18 protein-coding genes and 1 riboswitch are annotated in these 18,676 nt (G+C 64.5%); of the genes, 11 read left to right on the top strand and 7 right to left on the bottom strand.

Translation table 11 applies throughout. The annotated features are described in order from the left end of the window. Positions 1-2 precede the first annotated feature (2 nt). From JG747_RS27960 to JG747_RS27930, 7 genes are read left to right on the top strand one after another with little or no spacing between them, the layout of a single operon-like run. Positions 3-1,121, top strand: coding sequence for an ABC transporter ATP-binding protein (locus JG747_RS27960; protein WP_064983245.1), 1,119 nt, complete (start codon positions 3-5; stop codon positions 1,119-1,121). Continuing rightward, positions 1,118-2,242, top strand: a complete 1,125-nt coding sequence (locus JG747_RS27955) for an ABC transporter ATP-binding protein (RefSeq protein WP_038645239.1) — start codon at positions 1,118-1,120, stop codon at positions 2,240-2,242. The genes JG747_RS27960 and JG747_RS27955 overlap by 4 nt, the downstream gene beginning before the upstream one ends. Next, entirely contained in the window at positions 2,242-3,795 is a 1,554-nt protein-coding gene (locus JG747_RS27950) for an FGGY-family carbohydrate kinase (protein WP_019856826.1), read from the top strand. Before JG747_RS27955 ends, JG747_RS27950 begins: the two co-directional genes overlap by 1 nt. 15 nt (positions 3,796-3,810) lie before the next feature. Then, positions 3,811-4,851: a 2-hydroxyacid dehydrogenase gene (locus JG747_RS27945; protein WP_019856827.1), complete on the top strand. Its 1,041-nt coding sequence runs from the start codon at positions 3,811-3,813 to the stop codon at positions 4,849-4,851. Positions 4,852-4,896: 45 nt separating this feature from the next. After that, complete coding sequence (locus JG747_RS27940) at positions 4,897-6,414, top strand: glycerol-3-phosphate dehydrogenase (protein ID WP_202360464.1); 1,518 nt, start codon at positions 4,897-4,899, stop codon at positions 6,412-6,414. Next, positions 6,414-7,472 (top strand): class II aldolase/adducin family protein, encoded by a 1,059-nt coding sequence (locus tag JG747_RS27935; protein ID WP_032920996.1) that lies wholly within the window; start codon positions 6,414-6,416, stop codon positions 7,470-7,472. The genes JG747_RS27940 and JG747_RS27935 overlap by 1 nt, the downstream gene beginning before the upstream one ends. 49 nt (positions 7,473-7,521) lie before the next feature. After that, on the top strand, positions 7,522-8,463 hold the full coding sequence (locus JG747_RS27930) for a sugar phosphate isomerase/epimerase family protein (RefSeq protein WP_019856830.1): 942 nt from the start codon (positions 7,522-7,524) through the stop codon (positions 8,461-8,463). Positions 8,464-8,525: 62 nt separating this feature from the next. Here JG747_RS27930 and fba read toward each other — a convergent pair whose 3' ends face one another. Beyond that, positions 8,526-9,590 (bottom strand): class II fructose-bisphosphate aldolase, encoded by a 1,065-nt coding sequence (gene fba, locus JG747_RS27925; RefSeq protein ID WP_064983240.1) that lies wholly within the window; start codon positions 9,588-9,590, stop codon positions 8,526-8,528. 274 nt (positions 9,591-9,864) lie between these two features. Between fba and JG747_RS27920 the strand changes: the two genes are divergently transcribed. From JG747_RS27920 to derI, 3 genes are all read left to right on the top strand, one after another. Then, positions 9,865-10,635 carry a DeoR/GlpR family DNA-binding transcription regulator gene (locus JG747_RS27920; protein ID WP_027046586.1) on the top strand — a complete coding sequence of 257 codons (771 nt, stop codon included), beginning with the start codon at positions 9,865-9,867 and terminating at the stop codon, positions 10,633-10,635. Positions 10,636-10,713: 78 nt separating this feature from the next. Continuing rightward, positions 10,714-11,442, top strand: coding sequence for a triose-phosphate isomerase (locus JG747_RS27915; RefSeq protein ID WP_244748446.1), 729 nt, complete (start codon positions 10,714-10,716; stop codon positions 11,440-11,442). 27 nt (positions 11,443-11,469) lie between these two features. Beyond that, positions 11,470-11,913, top strand: coding sequence for a D-erythrulose-4-phosphate isomerase (derI, locus tag JG747_RS27910; protein ID WP_202360462.1), 444 nt, complete (start codon positions 11,470-11,472; stop codon positions 11,911-11,913). On the opposite strand, the gene dhaL is transcribed toward derI, so the two are convergent. The 4 genes from dhaL to JG747_RS27890 form a co-directional block, all read right to left on the bottom strand. Then, a complete protein-coding gene (dhaL, locus tag JG747_RS27905; protein WP_202360461.1) occupies positions 11,910-12,545 on the bottom strand; it encodes a dihydroxyacetone kinase subunit DhaL in 636 nt (211 codons plus the stop codon). The genes derI and dhaL overlap by 4 nt on opposite strands. 15 nt (positions 12,546-12,560) lie before the next feature. Continuing rightward, positions 12,561-13,568, bottom strand: coding sequence for a dihydroxyacetone kinase subunit DhaK (locus JG747_RS27900; RefSeq protein WP_027046587.1), 1,008 nt, complete (start codon positions 13,566-13,568; stop codon positions 12,561-12,563). 75 nt (positions 13,569-13,643) lie between these two features. Beyond that, on the bottom strand, positions 13,644-14,117 hold the full coding sequence (locus tag JG747_RS27895; protein ID WP_027046588.1) for a 6,7-dimethyl-8-ribityllumazine synthase: 474 nt from the start codon (positions 14,115-14,117) through the stop codon (positions 13,644-13,646). Positions 14,118-14,194: 77 nt separating this feature from the next. After that, positions 14,195-14,343: riboswitch (FMN riboswitch) on the bottom strand. Between the two features lie 101 nt (positions 14,344-14,444). After that, positions 14,445-15,620 (bottom strand): MFS transporter, encoded by a 1,176-nt coding sequence (locus tag JG747_RS27890; RefSeq protein WP_202360460.1) that lies wholly within the window; start codon positions 15,618-15,620, stop codon positions 14,445-14,447. A gap of 48 nt (positions 15,621-15,668) precedes the next feature. Between JG747_RS27890 and JG747_RS27885 the strand changes: the two genes are divergently transcribed. Continuing rightward, the gene (locus tag JG747_RS27885) at positions 15,669-16,208 is read left to right on the top strand and encodes an Lrp/AsnC family transcriptional regulator (RefSeq protein ID WP_027046589.1); all 540 of its coding nucleotides are present in this window, start codon (positions 15,669-15,671) and stop codon (positions 16,206-16,208) included. A gap of 12 nt (positions 16,209-16,220) precedes the next feature. Here JG747_RS27885 and mtnA read toward each other — a convergent pair whose 3' ends face one another. Both mtnA and mtnK read right to left on the bottom strand, forming a co-directional pair. Continuing rightward, the gene (gene mtnA, locus JG747_RS27880; protein WP_202360459.1) at positions 16,221-17,315 is read right to left on the bottom strand and encodes an S-methyl-5-thioribose-1-phosphate isomerase; all 1,095 of its coding nucleotides are present in this window, start codon (positions 17,313-17,315) and stop codon (positions 16,221-16,223) included. Further along, positions 17,312-18,586, bottom strand: a complete 1,275-nt coding sequence (gene mtnK / locus JG747_RS27875) for an S-methyl-5-thioribose kinase (protein WP_202360458.1) — start codon at positions 18,584-18,586, stop codon at positions 17,312-17,314. The genes mtnA and mtnK overlap by 4 nt, the downstream gene beginning before the upstream one ends. Positions 18,587-18,676: the final 90 nt, after the last annotated feature.

The raw sequence follows: 18,676 nt of genomic DNA, 5'->3' as shown, positions 1-18,676 counted from the left end.
ACATGGCCAGCCTCGAACTCAAAAACATCGTCAAGCGCTACAAGAGCCAGACCGTCCTCGACAATCTGTCGCTGACGGTTGCCGACGGCGAAACCCTCGTGCTGTTCGGCCCGTCCGGCGCCGGCAAGACGGTACTGCTGCGCCTGGTCGCCGGCGTCATCGATCCGGATGAGGGCAAGATCTTCATCGGCGGCGACGACATGACCGATGTCGATGCGGAATTTCGTGGCGTCGGCATGGCGTTCCAGAATTTCGCGCTGTTTCCGCATATGAGCGCGTTCGACAACATCGCAACGCCTCTGGAGGCAAAGCGGTCCTCGCCGGGCGCCATCAAGGCCGGCGTCGAAAGTGTCGCCAAGCTGTTGAAGATCGCCCATGTGCTCTCCCACAAGCCGCGCGCGCTCTCCAACGGCCAGAAGCAGCGTACGGCGCTTGCCCGCGCTTTGGTCGGTTCGCCGCCGCTTCTGTTGCTCGACGACCCCTTGCGCAATGTCGACGCCAAGCTGCGTTTCGAGATGCGGCTCGAACTGCCGCGTTTGCTTGCCGATCGCGGCGCCACCGTCGTCTATGTCACCCAGGACTACAAGGAAGCCATGGCGCTCGGCGACCGCATCGCGGTGATGTCGCAAGGCGTCATCCGGCAGCTCGGCACGCCCGAGCAGATCTATCGCGAACCGGCCAATATCGAGATCGCGCGGCTGTTCGGCGACCCCACCATCAACTTGCTCGACGTCAAGCCTTCGCGCGATGCCAAGGGCATCTATGTCGGCCTGTCGAACGTCCAGGTCCATCTGTCCGGCGCTTACGACGCGGCGGTTGGCCGCGATTGCGTCATCGGTCTGCGGCCGGAAGCGCTGAGTTTCGTCGAGGAGGGCATTCCTGGCGCCATTCCGGTGACGGTCGAGGCCGAGACGCCGCTCAACGAAAAGATCGTCACACTTGTGCGCACCGTGCGCGGCCGCGAAATCCTGGTCTCGCGCCCGGCCGGAACGCCGGGCCGCAGCGAAGGCAAGGCCCATATCGCCGTCGACGGCAAGAGCGCCTTGCTGTTCGATCACGCCAGCGGCGACCGCATCGGTTCCAAGAACGTCGTCGCCTTGCGCAATGGAGAAGCGGCATGAGCCAGAGCGCGCTCACCATATCAGGTGTTGACAAGTTCTACGGTCCGATCGACAGGGGCGTGCACGCGGTCAAGAACCTGACGATGGAAATCGGCAAGGGCGAGATCGTCGCCCTGCTTGGCTCGTCCGGCTGCGGCAAGACGTCGACGCTGCGCATGATCGCCGGTTTCGAGGAGGTGTCGCGGGGCGCCATCTCGGTTGGCGGCCGTCAGGTGCACACCTTACCGCCGGTCAAACGCAATGTGGCGATGGCCTTCGAAGGCTATTCGCTCTATCCACCGCTGACCGTGCGCGAGAACATGGCTTTTGCGCTCAAGGCTGCCCGGCTGCCGAAAAGCGAGGTCGACGCCAAAGTCGCCAGCATCGCCAAACTGCTCGAGATCGAGGACATATTGGAGCGCTACCCAAGCTCGATCTCCGGCGGTCAGCAGCAGCGCGCCAGCCTCGGCCGGGCGCTGATCCGCGAGGCTGATCTGCATCTGCTCGACGAGCCGATGGGGCAGCTCGAGCCGCAGTTGCGCGCCGTGCTGCGCGGCCGAATCAAACACTTCATCAAGGAGCGCGGCCTGACCGCGATCCTGGTCACCCACGACCAGACCGAAGCCAATGCGCTTGCCGACCGCATCGCGGTGATGGAAGGCGGCGTGCTGCAGCAGTTCGACACGCCGGACCGGATCAAGGAACGTCCGGCAAACCTGTTCACCGGCACCTTCGTCGGCGAGCCGCCGATGAACGTCTTCGAGGCCTATGTCGCAACCGCTGCAGGCCGCATCAATCTCAAGCTTCCCGACGGCCTGTCGCTCGACTACGACAAGGACGCCTTCAGCGCTCCGGTTCGCGATCAGTTGCTCAGCCGCGAGCGGGTGGTGATCGGCATCAGGCCTTACGCGGTCCGGCGCTCGAAGGAGGGTGTTCCCGCCCGGGTTTCGGCCAACCAGTGGCTCGGCGACCAGACCCACATAGCCGCCGATTTTGCCGGCGGCTCGCTGGTCCTGGTCGAGCATGACCGCACCCGCCTCGATCTGGGTGCGCCGATCAATGTCAGCATCGATCCGAAGAATCTTCATGTCTTCGATCAGGCGAGCGGCAAGGCGATTTCGCACGGCATGGAGCTTGCCTGATGCGTGACATACTGATCGGCATCGACGCCGGCACCTCCGTCATCAAGTCAATCGCCTTCGACACGTCTGGCCGGCAGATTGCCGCCGCCGCGCTGCCGAACCATTATGAAACGCTGCCGGGTGGCGGCGCCGAACAGGATCTGGCGCGCACATGGAGCGATGCCGCCACGACCTTGCGCCAGCTCGCCGACGAAGTGCCCAATCTCGCCAGCCGGACCGTGGCGATCGCCGTGACCGGCCAAGGCGACGGCACCTGGCTGATCGACGCCAAGGGCGAGCCGGTCGCCAAGGGCTGGCTCTGGCTCGACGCGCGCGCCGCGGCCATTGTCGAGGAAATCCGCGCGCGGCCCGAGGATCGGCTCCGCTTCGAGAAGACCGGCAGCGGGCTCGCCGCCTGCCAGCAGGGTTCGCAATTCGTCTTCATGAAGCGCACCATGCCCGAAATGCTCGGCAAGGCGGCAACCGCCTTCCACTGCAAGGACTGGCTCTATTTCAAGCTGACCGGTGAACGCGCCACCGATCCGTCCGAGGGCACCTTCACCTTCGGCGATTTCCACACCCGCGACTATAGCGACGATGTGCTCGACGTGCTTGGCGTCGCCGATCTCCGGCATCTGCTGCCGCCGATCGTCGATGGCACCAGGCACAGCACCGCCCTGTCGCAGGCAGCGGCCGACGCCACCGGGATGCTGGCCGGCACGCCGGTCGTGCTCGGCTATGTCGACGTCGTCTGCACCGCGCTCGGCGCCGGCCTGCTCGACCGCCTGCGCAAGCCCGGCTGCTCGATCATCGGGTCCACCGGCATGCATATGCGGCTGGCCGAAACCCCTGAGGACGTGCAACTGAACGAAGCGGCGACCGGTTATACGATGGCGATGCCGGCGCCCGGCGTGTTCGCGCAGATGCAGTCCAACATGGCGGCGACGCTCAACATCGACTGGGTGCTTGGGCTCGCCTCGGGCATTCTCGCCTCGCAAGGCATATCGCGCAGCAATGGCGAGATGATCGCGCTGGTCGATGCCTGGATCGCGGCCGCGCAGCCGGCCTCGCTGCTCTATCAGCCCTATGTGTCGGAAGCCGGTGAGCGGGGGCCGTTCGTCGATGCCAATGCCAGGGCCGGCTTTGTCGGCATTTCCTCACGGCACGGCTATGCCGACCTCGTTCGCGCCGTCTTCGAGGGCTTGGCCTTCGCGGCACGCGACTGCTACGCCGCCATGGGGCCATTGCCGCGCGAAGTCCGCCTGACCGGCGGTGCGGCCAGAAGCCCGGCGCTGCGCAAGATCCTGGGTGCGGCGGTGGGGGCCGATATTCGCACCAGCGCGCGCGAGGAGGCGGGCGCCGCGGGCGCGGCAATGATCGCCGCTGTCTGCGTCGGTCTCTACCCGTCCATGGACGAATGCGTCGGCGAATGGGTGACACCGCTGCTTGGCGAGGCCGAGCCGAGCGACCGCAGCCTCGCCGCGATCTACGACAAGATGACCCCGTCCTACATGTTGGCACACCAGGCGCTGCGGCCGGTCTGGCGCGCAATGGCGGCGTCGCAGGCAAATTGAATTGAGAAGTCGAGTATGCGTAAGAAAATAGCGATCATTGGCGACAACTTCATGCTTCCGCAGGTTTTCCGTACCGAGATCGAGAAAGTCTCGCGTGGCGACCTCGATATCAGGACATTGCAGACGGCCTGGCCCGATGAACCGATGGAATTCGGCAATCCGGCGCTCGGCCTCGACAAGGTCAAGGAGTATTTCGGCCATCCCGACGAGATCGTTGATTTCATCGGCGATGCCGAGATCCTCGTCACCCAGCTGGCGCCCCTGTCGGAGGCCATGATGCGGCGCTTGCCGGCGCTTAGACTGGTCGCGGTTTCGCGCGGCGGCCCGATCAACATCGACATGGTGGCGGCCAGGGCACATCGCATCACGGTGGTCAACGTGCCCGGCCGAAACGCGACGGCCGTCGCCGAGTTCACCCTCGGCGCTATCCTGGCCGAGACGCGGCTGATCCGGGTCGGCCACGAGGCCTTGCGCAAGGGCGAATGGCGCGGCGACCTCTACCGCGCCGACCGCACTGGCCGCGAGCTCAGCGAAATGACCGTCGGCGTCATCGGCTATGGCAACATCGGCACCAAGGTCGTTCGACTGCTGCGCGCCTTCGGCTGCCACGTCCTGGTTTGCGACCCCTATGTGCAGTTGAGTGCCGACGACCGCAATGCCGGTGTCGAACTCGTCGCTCTGGACAATCTCCTCGTCCGCTCCGACGTGGTCACGTTGCATCCCCGGGTGACCGAGGAGACGCGCGGCCTCATCGGCAAGGACACCATCGCGCTGATGAAACCGGGCGTGATTCTCATCAACACCGCGCGCGGGCCTCTGGTCGACTATGACGCGCTCTACGAGGCGCTGGTTTCAGGGCAGATCGCCAGCGCCATGCTGGAGACTTTCGCGGTCGAGCCGGTGCCGTCGGACTGGCCCTTGCTGCTGCTTCCCAACGTGACGCTGACGCCGCACATCGCCGGCGCTTCGGTGCGCACCGTCACTTATGCCGCCGAAAAGGCCGCCGAAGAGGTGCGCCGCTACCTCGCCGGCCTGCCTCCGGTCAATCCGTGCTGAGGCGGTGGCCATGACTTTTCAAATCGACATCGAGGCTACTGCGACATGAACGGCGGCCCTGAAATCGTCGACCTCTTCGTCATCGGCGGCGGCGTCAACGGCGCCGGCATCGCGCGCGACGCAGCGGGCCGCGGCCTTTCCGTCATCCTGTGCGAAAAGGACGATCTCGCCGAAGGCACCAGCTCGCGCTCCGGCAAGCTCGTCCATGGCGGCCTGCGCTACCTCGAATATTACGAGTTCCGCCTGGTGCGCGAGGCGCTGATCGAGCGTGAGGTGCTGTTGGAATCGGCGCCGCACATCATCTGGCCGATGCGCTTCGTGCTGCCGCACAGCCCTGACGACCGGCCGGCCTGGCTGGTGCGGCTCGGCCTGTTCCTCTACGACCATCTCGGCGGGCGCAAGCGGCTGCCGGCGACTAGAACGCTTAACCTGCGCACCGCGCCCGAGGGCGCGCCGATCAAGGATGCCTTCAGGCGCGGCTTCGAATATTCCGACTGCTGGGTCGACGATGCCCGGCTCGTCGTCATCAATGCGCTCGACGCCGCCGAGCGCGGCGCCAGGGTTTTCACCCGCACCGCCTGCACCGCCGTCCGCCGCGAGAACGGCCTGTGGGTTGTCGAGATGCAGGACGGCAGGACGGGCATCAGGACGGTGGTTCGGGCGCGTGCGCTGATCAATGCCGCCGGCCCCTGGGTCAATGACATCGTCAACCGCGTTGCCGGCCAGAACTCCAGGCGCAACGTACGCCTGGTCAAGGGCAGTCACATCGTCGTGCCGAAATTCTGGGAGGGGCGGCAGGCCTATCTCATCCAGAACAGCGACAAGCGCGTGATCTTCATCAACCCCTATCAGAACGATCTCGCTCTGATCGGCACCACAGATATCCCTTATGAGGGCCGCCCCGAGGACGTGGCGGCGGATGAGAGCGAGATCGACTACCTGATCAAGGTGGTCAACCGCTATTTCAAGCGCGGCCTGGCACGCGGCGATGTCGTCTATTCGTTCTCCGGCGTCAGGCCGCTTTATGACGACAATGCCGACAACCCAAGTGCTGTGACCCGCGACTATATTTTCGAGCTCGACGCGCCGGATGCGCAGGCGCCGCTGCTCTCCGTCTTCGGCGGCAAGATCACCACCTTCCGCAAACTGGCCGAACATGCGCTGGACAGGATCGCGCCGTTCTTTCCCCATATGGGCAAGCCCTGGACCGCGAAAGCGCATCTGCCCGGCGGCGATATCGCCAATGCCGATTTCGAACAGTTTCTCGGCGACCTCGCAGGTGAATATCCCTGGATGCCGGCGTCTCTGCTGAAGCATTATGGCCGGCTCTACGGCACCAGGACACGGGCTTTGGTTGGCGCGGCGCGTTCGCTCGATGAGCTCGGGAGCTGCTTCGGCAAGGATTTCTTCGAGCGCGAGGCCGCCTATCTCTTCGACCGGGAATGGGCCGTGACGTCAGCCGATATTCTCGAGCGTCGCACCAAGCACGGCCTGCATCTGTCCGCCGAGGAAAGGGCGGCCTTCGAGCATTGGTGTGCGAACCGGCTGGCGAGGGCAGGCTGATGGTCCATCCCGTCGATACCGGCGCCAGTGAATTCCGCATGCTGCGCTCCTTGTCCGCCCGCATCGGTGCCGACCCGTTGCTGGTTCAGGGCGCTGGCGGCAACACCTCCATCAAGCAGTCCGGCGTGCTGTGGATAAAGGCCTCGGGCACCTGGCTGAAGAACGCGCGCGACGATGAGATCATGGTGCCGGTCGCGCTGGCGCCGTTGCTCGATGCCGTGGCGCATCGCAGCCCGGCGGCGGAGGCCGCGGGGCAGTTCACGCTGGCGGACCTCAACCCTCGCCAGTTGCGGCCCTCCATCGAGACGACGGTGCATGCGCTGCTGCCGCAGAAGATCGTGGTCCACGTCCATTGCGTCGAGACGATCTCGATCGCCGTGCAGGCCAATGCCGAAGCCTTGCTGGAAGGGCGCCTGCGCGGCCTCGACTGGGCCTTCGTACCCTATCGCCGGCCCGGCCTACCGCTGGCGCAGGCAATCGCCGAGCGGCTGAAGCCCGCGACCAACGTGCTCGTGCTTGGCAATCACGGCCTGGTGGTCGCCGCCGATACGGTCGCCGAAGCAGCCTTGCTGCTGCAACGGGTGACCGGGCTGCTCGCGCGGCCGCCGCGCCCGGCGCCGCCCCCCGATCTCGATGCGCTGCTGAGGCTCGCCTCCGGCAGCGACTACCGGCTGCCGGCCTCGACCGCCGCGCATGCCGTTGCGACCGACCTCGCCAGTTGCCGTATCGCCGCCTCCGGCAGCCTCTATCCGGATCATGTCATCTTCCTCGGTATCGGCTCGGTGATCGCCGGCCCTGGCGAGAACGCGGCGGCGGTCGTCGCCCGCAATGCAGCCGCGCCGACATCCATCCTCTTTCCCGGCAAGGGCGTGCTGATGCGCCGGGATGCCAATGCCGGCGCCGAAGCGATGGCGCGCTGCCTGGCCGACGTCGTCGCGCGCGTCGATGGCGTTGCGCGCGTAAATTATCTCAGCCCGAAGGAGAATGCCGACCTGCTGAACTGGGACGCCGAGAAATACCGCCAGCAACTCAACCGCGAAGGGACGACGCTGCAATGACGGCATTCCGCTCCAGTGTCTTGCTTTGTGTCGGGGAGGGATAGCGACCTTGGCCTTCACGCTCTCCCTCAACACCAATCCGCTGGTCAATCGCTTCGCCGATCCTGACGACCTGATCGACACCATCGCCTATGACATCGGCATAAGGGACGTGCAGCTCACGCATGAGTTCGTCAATCCCGGCTGGCCGGCGGCGACGATCGTCAAATTCGTCCGCCTGTTTCGCGGCGCGCTCGCCCGCACCGGCGTGCGTGTCACGTCCGGCATGACCGGTCCTTACGGCCGGCTCAATCATTTCGGCCATCCCGATGCCGATGTGCGCCGCTACTATGTCGACTGGTTCAAGACCTTTGCCGACATCTCGGCCGAGCTTGGCGCCAGTGGCATGGGCACGCAATTCGCCATCTTCACCCATCGCGACTTTGACGACCCCGAGCGCCGCGCGCGGTTGTTCGACATCGCGCTGGATTGCTGGCGCGAGGTCGCAGAGCATGCCCGTGCGGCCGGCCTGACCTATCTGTTCTGGGAACCGATGTCGGTTGGCCGCGAATTCGGCCACACCATCGAGAATTGCAGGATGCTGCAAGGTGCTATCGACGTCGCCGGCATGGCCATTCCGCTGGAGATGATGGTCGACATCGACCATGGCGACGTCACCTCAAGCAATCCGGCCGACATCGATCCCTATGCCTGGGCCGAAGCCTTTCCCAGGAAATCGCCGATCATCCACATCAAGCAGTCGTCGATGAACAAGGGCGGCCATTGGCCGTTCACATCAGCCTACAACAGGGATGGCCGCATCACGCCTGAAAGGCTGCTGGACACGGTGCGGCGCGGCGGCGGCACCGACAACGAGATCTGCCTCGAACTGTCATTCCGCGAGCGCGAGCCGGTCGACCATCAGGTGGTCGCCATGATCCGCGAGTCCGTCGACTACTGGGCGCCGTTCATCGAGACAGGCAGGTCCGATCTTCTGCCAAAGGCCGAATAGAAACGGGCAGGGGCCGATGCGGCTCCTGCCCGATGAACTCAGCAGATTGAAGTAGCCAGAATTCAACCGAATTTCGGATCGAGGCTGCCAGACTTGTAGCGCTTGGCCATTTCCGAGACCGGCAGCGGCTTGATCTTGGGTGCGTTGCCGGCGGTGCCGAACTGCTCGAAGCGCTCCTTGCAAAGCTTGCGCATCGCCGCCATTGCCGGCGTCAGATATTTGCGCGGATCGAACTCGCTCGGGTTTTCCGTCAGCACCTTGCGGATCGCACCGGTCAGCGCCATGCGGTTGTCGGTATCGATGTTGATCTTGCGCACGCCGTGCTTGATGCCGCGCTGGATCTCTTCCACCGGCACGCCCCAGGTCGGCTTCATCTGGCCGCCATATTTGTTGATGATCTCCTGCAATTCCTCCGGCACCGAGGACGAACCGTGCATGACCAGATGCATGTTCGGCAGGCGGCGATGGATCTCCTCGATGACGTTCATCGCCAGCACCGCGCCGTCCGGCTTGCGCGAGAATTTGTAGGCGCCGTGGCTGGTGCCCATCGCCACCGCCAGCGCATCGACATGGGTGTCGCGCACGAACTGTTCGGCCTGCACCGGGTCGGTGAGCAACTGGTCGTGGCTGATCGCGCCTTCGACGCCGTGGCCGTCCTCCTGCTCGCCGCCGCCGCTCTCCAGCGATCCCAGCACGCCGATCTCGCCTTCGACAGACACGCCACCCCAATGCGCCATGTCGACGACGCGCTTGGTGATGCCGGAATTGTAGGCGTAGTCGGCCGGCGACTTGCCGTCTTCCTTGAGCGAGCCGTCCATCATAACCGAGGTGAAGCCGTACTGGATCGCGGTGACGCAGGTGGCTTCGTTGTTGCCGTGGTCGAGATGCATGCAGACCGGGATGTCGGGATGGATCTCGACCAGCGCGTCGATCAGCTTGGCCAGCACCACGTCATTGGCATAGGCACGCGCACCGCGGCTTGCCTGCAGGATGACAGGCGATTTGGTCTCTTCCGCCGCCTCCATGATGGCGAGGCCCTGTTCCATGTTGTTCATGTTGAAGGCCGGCACGCCATAGCCGTGTTCGGCGGCGTGATCGAGCAATTGTCTCAATGTGATGCGAGCCAACGAATAGTCTCCCGTATCTGGTTTCAAACCTGGTGGTTGCGGACTGTCCGCGCATCGTCCAGCCCACCGATGCTTCTGGCCGGATTTCCGCGCAACCGCAACCGTCACAGCCCGTCGCGGCAGCAATTCTTGTTACAGAGCCGCGATCGGAGCAAACGGAATATCCCACGAATCTATCCCATTATCACAAAATATTTGATACTTTTGCGGCGGAAGCTGTTATATCTTGCGCTCGATCAAGGAGCCGCGCTTCGGGCGTGGGCGGTCAGCGGCAATGAAAAGCGACATCAGGCGGCAAGGCATTATGGAGTTTCTGATGGATGCCGGTCAGGCCGGCGTCGACGATCTCGCCTTGCGCTTTGGCGTCTCGAAGATGACCGTGCATCGCGACCTCGACGAGCTCGAGGAAAGCGGTTTCCTGCGCAAGGTGCGCGGCGGTGCTTCGATCCAGCCGAGCAGCCTGTTCGAAAGCGACTTCCGCTACCGGCAGAAGCAGGCGACCGAGGAAAAGCAGCGTCTGGCCGCGGCTGCCGTGGCCATGATCGAACCTGGCCAGACGGTGATCATCGATGACGGCTCGACGGCGGGCGGCATTGCGCGCCATCTCGCCGACCTGCGGCCGCTGACGGTGATCTCCAACAATCTGGCCGTCATCCAGGAACTGGCCGGCGCCGGAGGGATCAACCTGATCGCGCTCGGCGGCCAATACAGCAAGAAGTTCCACGGCTTCTTCGGCCTGCTGGCCGAGGCCTCGCTCAAATCGCTGCGCGCCGACGTCGCCTTCCTGTCGTCTTCGGCCATCCATGGCGCTTCCGCCTTCCACCAGGATCAGGAGGTGGTGCAGGCCAAGCGGCTGATGATGGTGGCGGCGACCCGCAAATATCTGCTGGTCGACCACGGCAAGTTCGGCCGCACGGCGCTGCATTTCCTGACGGATCTCAGCGCATTCGACGCGGTCTTCACCGGCCGGGCGCCCGAGCCGGGCGTGCGCGCGGTGCTGGATGCCGCCGGCGTTTCGCTGACGGTGATCGACAAGGGATCATGATGCCGGAAATCGGCGGATCGTGATCAGCAAAGTTAAGGAGCAGTACGCGTGGTTTACTGGGTCGGTACAAGCTGGAAGATGAACAAGACGCTCGCCGAGGCGCTGGATTTCGCGCAGCGCCTGGCCGGTTTCATTCCCGGTTTCGATGACCGCATCCAGCCTTTCGTCATCCCGCCCTTCACGGCGGTGCGCGAGGTCAAGCAGGCGCTGTCGTCGACGCACATCAAGGTCGGTGCCCAGAATATGCATTGGGCCGACGCCGGGGCCTGGACCGGCGAGATCTCGCCGCCGATGTTGAGGGATTGCGGGCTCGATCTGGTCGAACTCGGCCACAGCGAACGGCGCGAGCATTTCGGCGAGACCGACCGCACGGTTGGCCTGAAAACGGCGGCCGCCGTGAAGCACGGACTGATACCGTTGATCTGTGTCGGCGAGACGCTGGCCGAGCGCGAAAGCGGGCAGGCCGATGCCGTGCTGAGCGCCCAGGTCGAGGGCGCGCTGCAATTCCTTGAAGGCGAGGCGAAGGGCGGGAAAATCCTCTTCGCCTACGAGCCGGTCTGGGCGATCGGCGACAAGGGCATTCCGGCCAGCGCCGACTATGCCGACAAGCAGCAGGCATTGATCAAGACAGTGGCCGGCGCCCTGCTGCCGTCGGTGCCGCCGGTGCTTTATGGCGGCAGCGTCAATCCCGGCAATGCCGCCGAGCTGGTCGGCCAGCCCAATATAGACGGCCTCTTCATCGGCCGTTCCGCCTGGCAGGCGGACGGCTACATCGACATTCTCGGCCGCGCCTCGGCGGCGATCTGAAACCATCCGGACACGAAAGGGAAAAACATGAAAATAGCCATTGGAGCCGACAGCGCCGGCAAGCCGCTGCTCGATGTCATCGCCGCGCACCTTGCCACCAAATCCGGCCTGACGGTCAGCGATCTCAGCCAGGCCGGCTATTATGCCGACCTGTCGCAAAAACTCGCCCAGACCATCATCGACGGCGAGAACGATCGCGGCATCCTGTTCTGCGGCACCGGCATCGGTGTCTCGATCTCGGCCAACAAGGTGCCGGGCATCCGCGCCGCGCTCACCCACGACACCTATTCGGCCGAGCGCGCGGCGAAATCCAACAACGCGCAGATCATCACCATGGGCGCCCGTGTCATCGGCCCGGAACTGGCCAAGGCGATCGTCGATACATGGCTGGCCTCCGAGTTCGACGAACAAGGGCCCTCGGCCAGCAACGTCCAGGCGATCAACAGGCTCGACGCGGCGGCGAAACGTTAGCTCAGGCTCTTGCGTATCGCGCCGATCACGGTGACGGCCGATGCCGCGCCGGGGTCGATATGCCCGAGTGATCGCTCGCCGAGCCGCGAGGAGCGGCCCTTGGCGGCGATCATGCCCTTGGTTGCTTCCGCCCCACGCTCGGCGGCTGCCAGGGCCGCCTCGAGACACTGAGCCAAGGTCTTGCCGGCTGCACTGGCCGCGGCGGCCGCTTCGGCCGCCGGTTGCCAGGCATCGACCATCGTCTTTTCGCCCGGTTCGGCCTTGCCGCGATCCTTGATGCCCTGTGCCATGGCCTGGAACAGGGCGATGAAGTCCGCGTCCGCCAGCGTCGCCTTGCCCTTGACGGCGGCGCCGCCGCGCATGAAGGCCGTCGCATACAGCGGGCCCGAGGAAGCGCCGACGGCATTGAGGAATGATTTCGCCGCCGTGTTGAGCAGCGCCGTCGGCTCGGTCGCCGCAAGGTCGAGCGAGGCCAGCGCATCGCGCACAGCGTTGAAGCCGAGCGCCATGGCGATGCCGTGATCGGCGTCGCCAATGACGCCGTCGAGCTGGCAGAGCCGGTCCTTGTCGGCCTCGATCGCCACCGCGATCGTATCGAACATTCTTTTCAGGTCAGCGGTGTCGATGGTCACTGTTTTGCTCTTTCGTCAGCCGGCACGGAACATGGCGCAGTCGCAGGGGTGATCGAGCATGGTCTGCAATTCCTCGTCGAGATGAAAAAGCGTTACCGAGGCGCCGGCCATTTCCAGTGACGTGCAGTAATTGCCGACCCAGGTCGCGTGGGTGGAAACACCGATATCGTCGAGCCGCTGCTTGACCCGCCGGTTCATGATGTAGAGCTCCATCAGTGGCGTCGAGCCGAGCGAATTGACCAGCACAGCAACCTTGTCGCCGCGCTTGGGCGCCATCTCGGCGAAAATCTTGTCCAGCATCTCGTCGGTGATCGCGTCGGCGGTCCCGAGCTTGCCGCGGGCGATGCCGGGTTCGCCATGGATGCCCATGCCGATCTCCATTTCGTCCGCGCCGATCTCGAAATTCGGCCGCCTTGTCTGCGGCAGCGAGCAGGGCGACAGCGCCACGCCCATGGTGAAGGTGTGGTCGTTGGCCTTGCGGGCGATGCGCTCCACCTCGTCCAGGGAGAGCATCCGGTCGCAGGCCGCACCGGCCGCCTTGAAGATGAAGAAATTGCCAGCGACGCCACGGCGCTTCTGCCGCTGGTCGCGCGGCGCCGAGGCGACGTCGTCGGTGGTCAGGACGGTGCGCGCCTCGATGTCGTCCATCGCTGCCATCTCGGCCGCCATGTCGAAATTCATCACGTCGCCGGCATAGTTGCCGTACATGAACAAGACGCCGACGCCGCCGCTGACTGCCTTGGCGCATTCGAGGATCGGATCGGGCGGCGGCGAGGCAAAGACGTTGCCGATGGCCGCCGCATCCGCCAATCCCTTGCCGACAAAGCCGAGAAAGGTCGGCTCATGGCCTGAGCCGCCGCCGATCACCAGCCCGACCTTGCCGGGCCGCGGCCCGTCGCGGGCGATGATCGAGCGCGGACTGCCGTCAGCGCTCCTGAGGTGGCGAGGATGCGCGGCGAGGATCCCTTCGAGCATTTCGTCGACGGCGCGATTGCCGTCATTGATGATCTTCTTGGTCTGCACCGGCATCCTCCCCGAACTCGGTATTTCGCAAATACTACCGGGTGTTATCGCGATTTCCACCCGGCCGGGAAGATTTCATGCCGCGATCTTTTCCCGCGCGGCGAGAATTTCCACGCAGGCCCTGGCCGCTTCCTTGCCCTTGACGGTGAAGTGCTCGAAGAAGAAGCGATGGTGCTCGGCGCTGTCGTGATAATTGTGCGGCGTCAGCACCGCCGAAAGCACCGGAACGCCGGTTGATAGCTGCGCGTTCATCATGCCGTCGATGACGGCGCTGGCGACGAATTCATGCCGGTAGATGCCGCCATTGACGACGAAGGCCGTGCCGAGGATCGCGGCATAGCGGCCGGTCTGCGCCAGGGTCTTGGCATGCAGCGGGATTTCGTAGGCGCCAGGCACGTCGAAGACATCGACGGCGAAGCGATCGCCTCCGATGTCGGCCAGTTCCGCCACGAAGGCGTTGACGCACTGATCGACGATGTCGGCATGCCAGCGCGCGCGGATGACGGCGATGCGAACAGTTTCATAGTCTTTGTGGGAATGCTGATTCATGGGTCCATCCTTCCGTTTCGAACCAGAATCAGGACGCACGATACGGAATTCGTCCCGCCGGAGCGGTCCGTTTTCCGTTTCGTTCTCTTTCATCCGGACTGTAACCGTCGGCTCCGGAATCACACCGGATCTGCTGACCTTTCCGATTTCTTTTCGGAAAGCGCTCGCGGGCTTGGCCGAAACCATTACCGCCGGTGGGGATTTTCACCCCGCCCTGAGAACATTAACGGGCTTGTATGGAAGGGCAGGGGTGCCGCTGTCAACCGAGCGACGGGCCGGTGGCCAATCACGTCCTGTCAACTGGAACAATTCCGTAAAAGAACCGCTCTATCGCGTGCGCCACGCAGCCGCCGCTACGGCAACCAGCATCAGCAGCGCCGCAACCATCGCGCAGACGGCAAAGCCGAAGCTGGAATAGATCGGCCCGAAGCCGGTGGTACCGATGAAGACCGCCAGATAGGTCACCGCGCTGTTCAGGCCCATGATCGTGCCGCGCCGCGAGGGGTCGAGCGCCGAGAGGCGCATCACCAGGACATTCAGCCCGAAATGATTGGCAAGCCCCCAGATAGCCACCATGGCCAGCGTCAGGCCGAAACTGTCGCTCGTCGCGGCAATGGCGACATAGACGGCGGCGACAAGAAGATAGGCGAACGGCATGACGCGACGGGCGCCCAGGCGATCGATCACGCCGTCGAGGAGGGCAGCCGTGCCGAAGCCGATGCCGTAGGCGAGCGCGGCCCAGCCATTGGCGCTCACCGATTTGCCAAGTCCGCTGTGCAGGTGGTCGCCGAGATAGCCATAGACGCCATAGAACGCGGTCATGAAGGCCGCGCAGGCGATGAGAAGCGGCACAATGCCGGGAATGCCGAGTGCCGCCAGCGGCGTCGGTGCCGGGCCGCTCTTCCTGATGTCGCTCAATGACGTCATGGTGAGGCTGGCCAACGCCAGCATTGCCAGCACCGCGACGGCGGCGAAAACGGCGCGCCAATGCACGAGATCGGCAAGCACGGCCGAGAGCGAGACGCCGGCCACCATGCTGAGCGTCCATCCGGTCAGCACGACGCCGATGGTGCCGCTTTCGCGGCCGGGCGGCGCGATCGCCGCTGAACTCGCATAGATCGCCGGCATGGCGACGCCGGCGGCGATGCCGGCGATGAGTTGCGCCGCGACAAGCATCATCACCGTCGGTGCTGCCGCGCTGGCAACGAGGGCAATGGCCAGCAACAGCAACGCTCCTTGCAGCATCCGGCGGGCGCCGAGCCGGTCGATGTAGCGGGCAAGGAACAGGGCGCTCGCCGAGGTTCCGAGGCCAAAAGCAGCCGCCGCGACCATGACGGTCGGGACGCTGCTTTCGAAGGACAAGGCCACCGCCGGAGCTATGGGCCCCAGCACCAGCGAATTCGATCCGATCACGGCGATGCAGCCGGTCAACAGATAAGCGAGGGCTGGGATCGGCGGCCTGGCGTCTGCTGCCAGGACTGTGGCTTGATTGCTGTTCGACATATCATCATAATGGCCGTATTAAATTCCGTGGCAATCAGGATTGTCGACATGGATGAAGAAACAGATGGCGTTCTGCAGAACAGGCCTGCGCCCCGCGATATCGATGCGATTGACCGAAAAATATTAGGTGTTCTCGTCGACGACGCGACGGTCAGCTATGCCGAACTCGGCGATCGGGTCGGGCTTTCGCCGCCAGCCGCGCATGAACGGGTCAAACGCCTTCGGCGCAGCGGCGCCATTCGCGGCACGGCAGCGATCATCGACCCCAAAGCGGTGAAGAAGCCGCTGCTCGCCTTCGTGCATATCGACACCAGGGGTTGGGGCAAGACCCCGGAGCTGATGGCGGTTTCGCAATATCCGGAAGTCGAGGAGATCCACACCGTCGCCGGCGATACCTGCATGCTGTTGAAGGTCCGCACGGAAGATACGAGGGCGCTGGAAGGCCTGCTTGCTCGCCTCTACGAAACGCCCGGCGTCACCTCGACGCGCAGCTATGTGGTGCTGTCGACCTATCTTGAGCGTCCGGTGCAGCCCGGCATCACCGACACATGGCCGACGCCGGGGCACATGAGCAAGCCGTTGTACTAGCCGGTTTCGGCGCTATGCCCGTTCGGGGAACATTGCCTTCAGGCCCTCGCGCGAGGCCTTGGCGATGCCGCGCTCGGTGATGAGCCCGGTCACTAGCCGTGCAGGGGTCACGTCGAAGGCCGGGTTGGCGGCCGGCGTCGCTTCGGGCGAGATGCGTACCTGGGCGATCTCGCCGCTGGCGGTCTTGCCCCAGACCAGCGAGACCTCGTCGGCCGAACGCTGCTCGATAGGAATCTCCTCGAGCCCGTCATGCACCGTCCAGTCGATGGTCGGCGAGGGCAGCGCGACATAGAAAGGCACGTCATTGTCGGCGGCGGCGAGCGCTTTCAGATAGGTGCCGATCTTGTTGCAGACATCGCCGTCGGCGGTGGTGCGGTCGGTGCCGACGATGACCATGTCGATCGCGCCGCGCTGCATCAGATGGCCGCCGGCATTGTCGACGATCAGCGTGTGCGGAACGCGGTGGCCGGCCATCTCCCAGGCGGTGAGCTGGGCGCCCTGGTTGCGCGGCCGGGTCTCATCGACATAGACGTGGACCGGGATGCCGGCTTCCGTTGCCAGATAGATCGGCGCGGTGGCAGTGCCGTAATCGACGGTCGCCAGCCAGCCGGCATTGCAGTGGGTCAGGATATTGACCGTTTCGCCCGGCTGCTTGCGCGCCGCGATCGCCTTGATGATGGCGAGACCGTTCTCGCCGATGGCGCGGTTCAGTCCGACATCCTCGTCGGCGATCTCGGCGGCGCGCCGATAGGCGGCCGCGGCGCGTTGTTGCGTTGGCAGCGGCTTGAGGAAGCGCCGCATCTCGTCCAGCGCCCAGCGCAGATTGATCGCCGTCGGACGCGTCTCGTGCAGCGTCTCCCACACGGCATCGAGCGCTGCGTCGGACGGATCATCCGCCATCTGCATGGCGACGCCGTAAGCCGCGGTGACGCCGATCAGCGGCGCGCCGCGCACCCACATGTCGCGGATGGCGGTGGCGATTCGGGCAACCGTGCCGATCGTCTCGATGCGGAAATCATGTGGCAGCCAGCGCTGGTCGATGATCTCGACCGAACGGCCGTCGTCGCTCAGCCAGATGGTGCGGTAGTGGCGGTCGCCGACGTTCAAATGCTGCTCTCCTGTTCGATCAGCGCGGCCAGGGTGTTGACCTCGTCGATGCTGTGTATCTGGCGCCGGTTGACGGCGATGTGACGGCCGAATTTCAGCGCCTTTGCCTCGCAACTGGCGCGAAGCTCTTCATCGGCAATGGTCTCGAAATCGGCATTGTGGGCGAGGCCGAGGATGCGCCTGTGCACCTCGATGCCGGCAAAGCCGAGCAGATCGGTCCAGATCTGGTGCAGCATATGGTCGAGCGCCTGTTCGGCACCCAGCCTGTCGCCCTGATCCTCGAACAGGCTTTTTTGGTAGAGCATGCCGGTGCGCTCGCTGCGCCACAGATGCGAGAATTCGGCGCGGAACACCGCCCATGTCTCTGCGGTGACCCCAAGCAGATAGGCGCGCATCGCATCGCGCTTGCCCTTCTCCTCATGTCCGTGTTGCGAGAAGAACGACATCCAGAAATTGGCGAGCAGCATGCCGACATCGAAGGCCATCGGTCCGTAGAAGGCGAACTCCGGATCGATCATCCGGGTCTCCGTGTCGGTGACCATGATCGAGCCGGAATGCAGGTCGCCATGCAGCAATGTCTCGGCATTGGCGGCGAAAATGTGCTTCAGCCGCTGCGCCTCGACCTTGAGGTCGCGATCAGCGCGCAATTCGGCGACGACGCCGTCGAGCTGCGGCGACGTATGGCGGTTCATCTTGGCGTCGAAATAGGGATCGGAAAACACCAGGTTCTCGGTGATGTCGCAGAGGTCGACATTGTCGGCGAACAGCGCGAGATCGGCCTTGCGATCCTTGGTCACCATCGACAGGTCGGAACCGCGAAACAGCGTACGGGCCATGAACAGGCCGATATCCCTGGCGATGTTGGGCAACTGGCGCCCGTCGATCAGGGCGCGCCTGAGAATGATGTGTGGCGGCGCCAGATACTCCATGATGATCAGCGCCTGGCCTTCATCGAAATGATAGATCGCCGGCACCGAGCCCGGCGCGCGCGCCTCTTGCCTTGTCAGCGCGTGATACTCGAAGAAGGAGCGCTTCAGCGGCAGCGGCCAGCTGTCGCCGACCAGGCGGACATAGGGCAGGGCCTGCTTGACCACCGCCGCGCCGCCGGCGCCCTCGACGATGAAGACGAGGTTGAGATTGCCGTCGCCGACCTCGCGGACCTTCCACTGTGTCGTGTCCCTGCCGATCTTGGCGCACAGCGCCTCGTTCGTGCCGAGGCGCGTTGCAAGCGTCTCCACCGACAGTGCTTCGAACGGCGATTTTCCGGTCATTCGTGTCCCTCCCGCCTGTGCGCTCCGATCATAAGGGAGCCTTGACGGCGGGGCCAAGCTAGGAAGCGATCTGGCAATTGTCAATCGTGT

The sequence above is a fragment of the Mesorhizobium sp. 131-3-5 genome, from assembly GCF_016756575.1.
In the GTDB taxonomy this organism is placed as follows: Bacteria; Pseudomonadota; Alphaproteobacteria; order Rhizobiales; family Rhizobiaceae; genus Mesorhizobium; species Mesorhizobium jarvisii.
The sequence above is the reverse complement of the archived record's forward strand: the minus strand, read 5'-3'. Positions and strand labels throughout refer to the sequence as shown.

Coding starts and splice junctions, on each gene's coding strand:
- JG747_RS27955 (WP_038645239.1), top strand. CDS start 1,118: ATGAGCCAGAGCGCGCTCACCATATCAGGTGTTGACAAGTTCTACGGT.
- derI (WP_202360462.1), top strand. CDS start 11,470: ATGAAAATAGCCATTGGAGCCGACAGCGCCGGCAAGCCGCTGCTCGAT.
- JG747_RS27885 (WP_027046589.1), top strand. CDS start 15,669: ATGGATGAAGAAACAGATGGCGTTCTGCAGAACAGGCCTGCGCCCCGC.
- JG747_RS27935 (WP_032920996.1), top strand. CDS start 6,414: ATGGTCCATCCCGTCGATACCGGCGCCAGTGAATTCCGCATGCTGCGC.
- JG747_RS27945 (WP_019856827.1), top strand. CDS start 3,811: ATGCGTAAGAAAATAGCGATCATTGGCGACAACTTCATGCTTCCGCAG.
- JG747_RS27895 (WP_027046588.1), bottom strand. CDS start 14,117: ATGAATCAGCATTCCCACAAAGACTATGAAACTGTTCGCATCGCCGTC.
- JG747_RS27960 (WP_064983245.1), top strand. CDS start 3: ATGGCCAGCCTCGAACTCAAAAACATCGTCAAGCGCTACAAGAGCCAG.
- JG747_RS27890 (WP_202360460.1), bottom strand. CDS start 15,620: ATGTCGAACAGCAATCAAGCCACAGTCCTGGCAGCAGACGCCAGGCCG.
- JG747_RS27950 (WP_019856826.1), top strand. CDS start 2,242: ATGCGTGACATACTGATCGGCATCGACGCCGGCACCTCCGTCATCAAG.
- mtnK (WP_202360458.1), bottom strand. CDS start 18,586: ATGACCGGAAAATCGCCGTTCGAAGCACTGTCGGTGGAGACGCTTGCA.
- JG747_RS27920 (WP_027046586.1), top strand. CDS start 9,865: ATGAAAAGCGACATCAGGCGGCAAGGCATTATGGAGTTTCTGATGGAT.
- JG747_RS27940 (WP_202360464.1), top strand. CDS start 4,897: ATGAACGGCGGCCCTGAAATCGTCGACCTCTTCGTCATCGGCGGCGGC.
- JG747_RS27915 (WP_244748446.1), top strand. CDS start 10,714: ATGAACAAGACGCTCGCCGAGGCGCTGGATTTCGCGCAGCGCCTGGCC.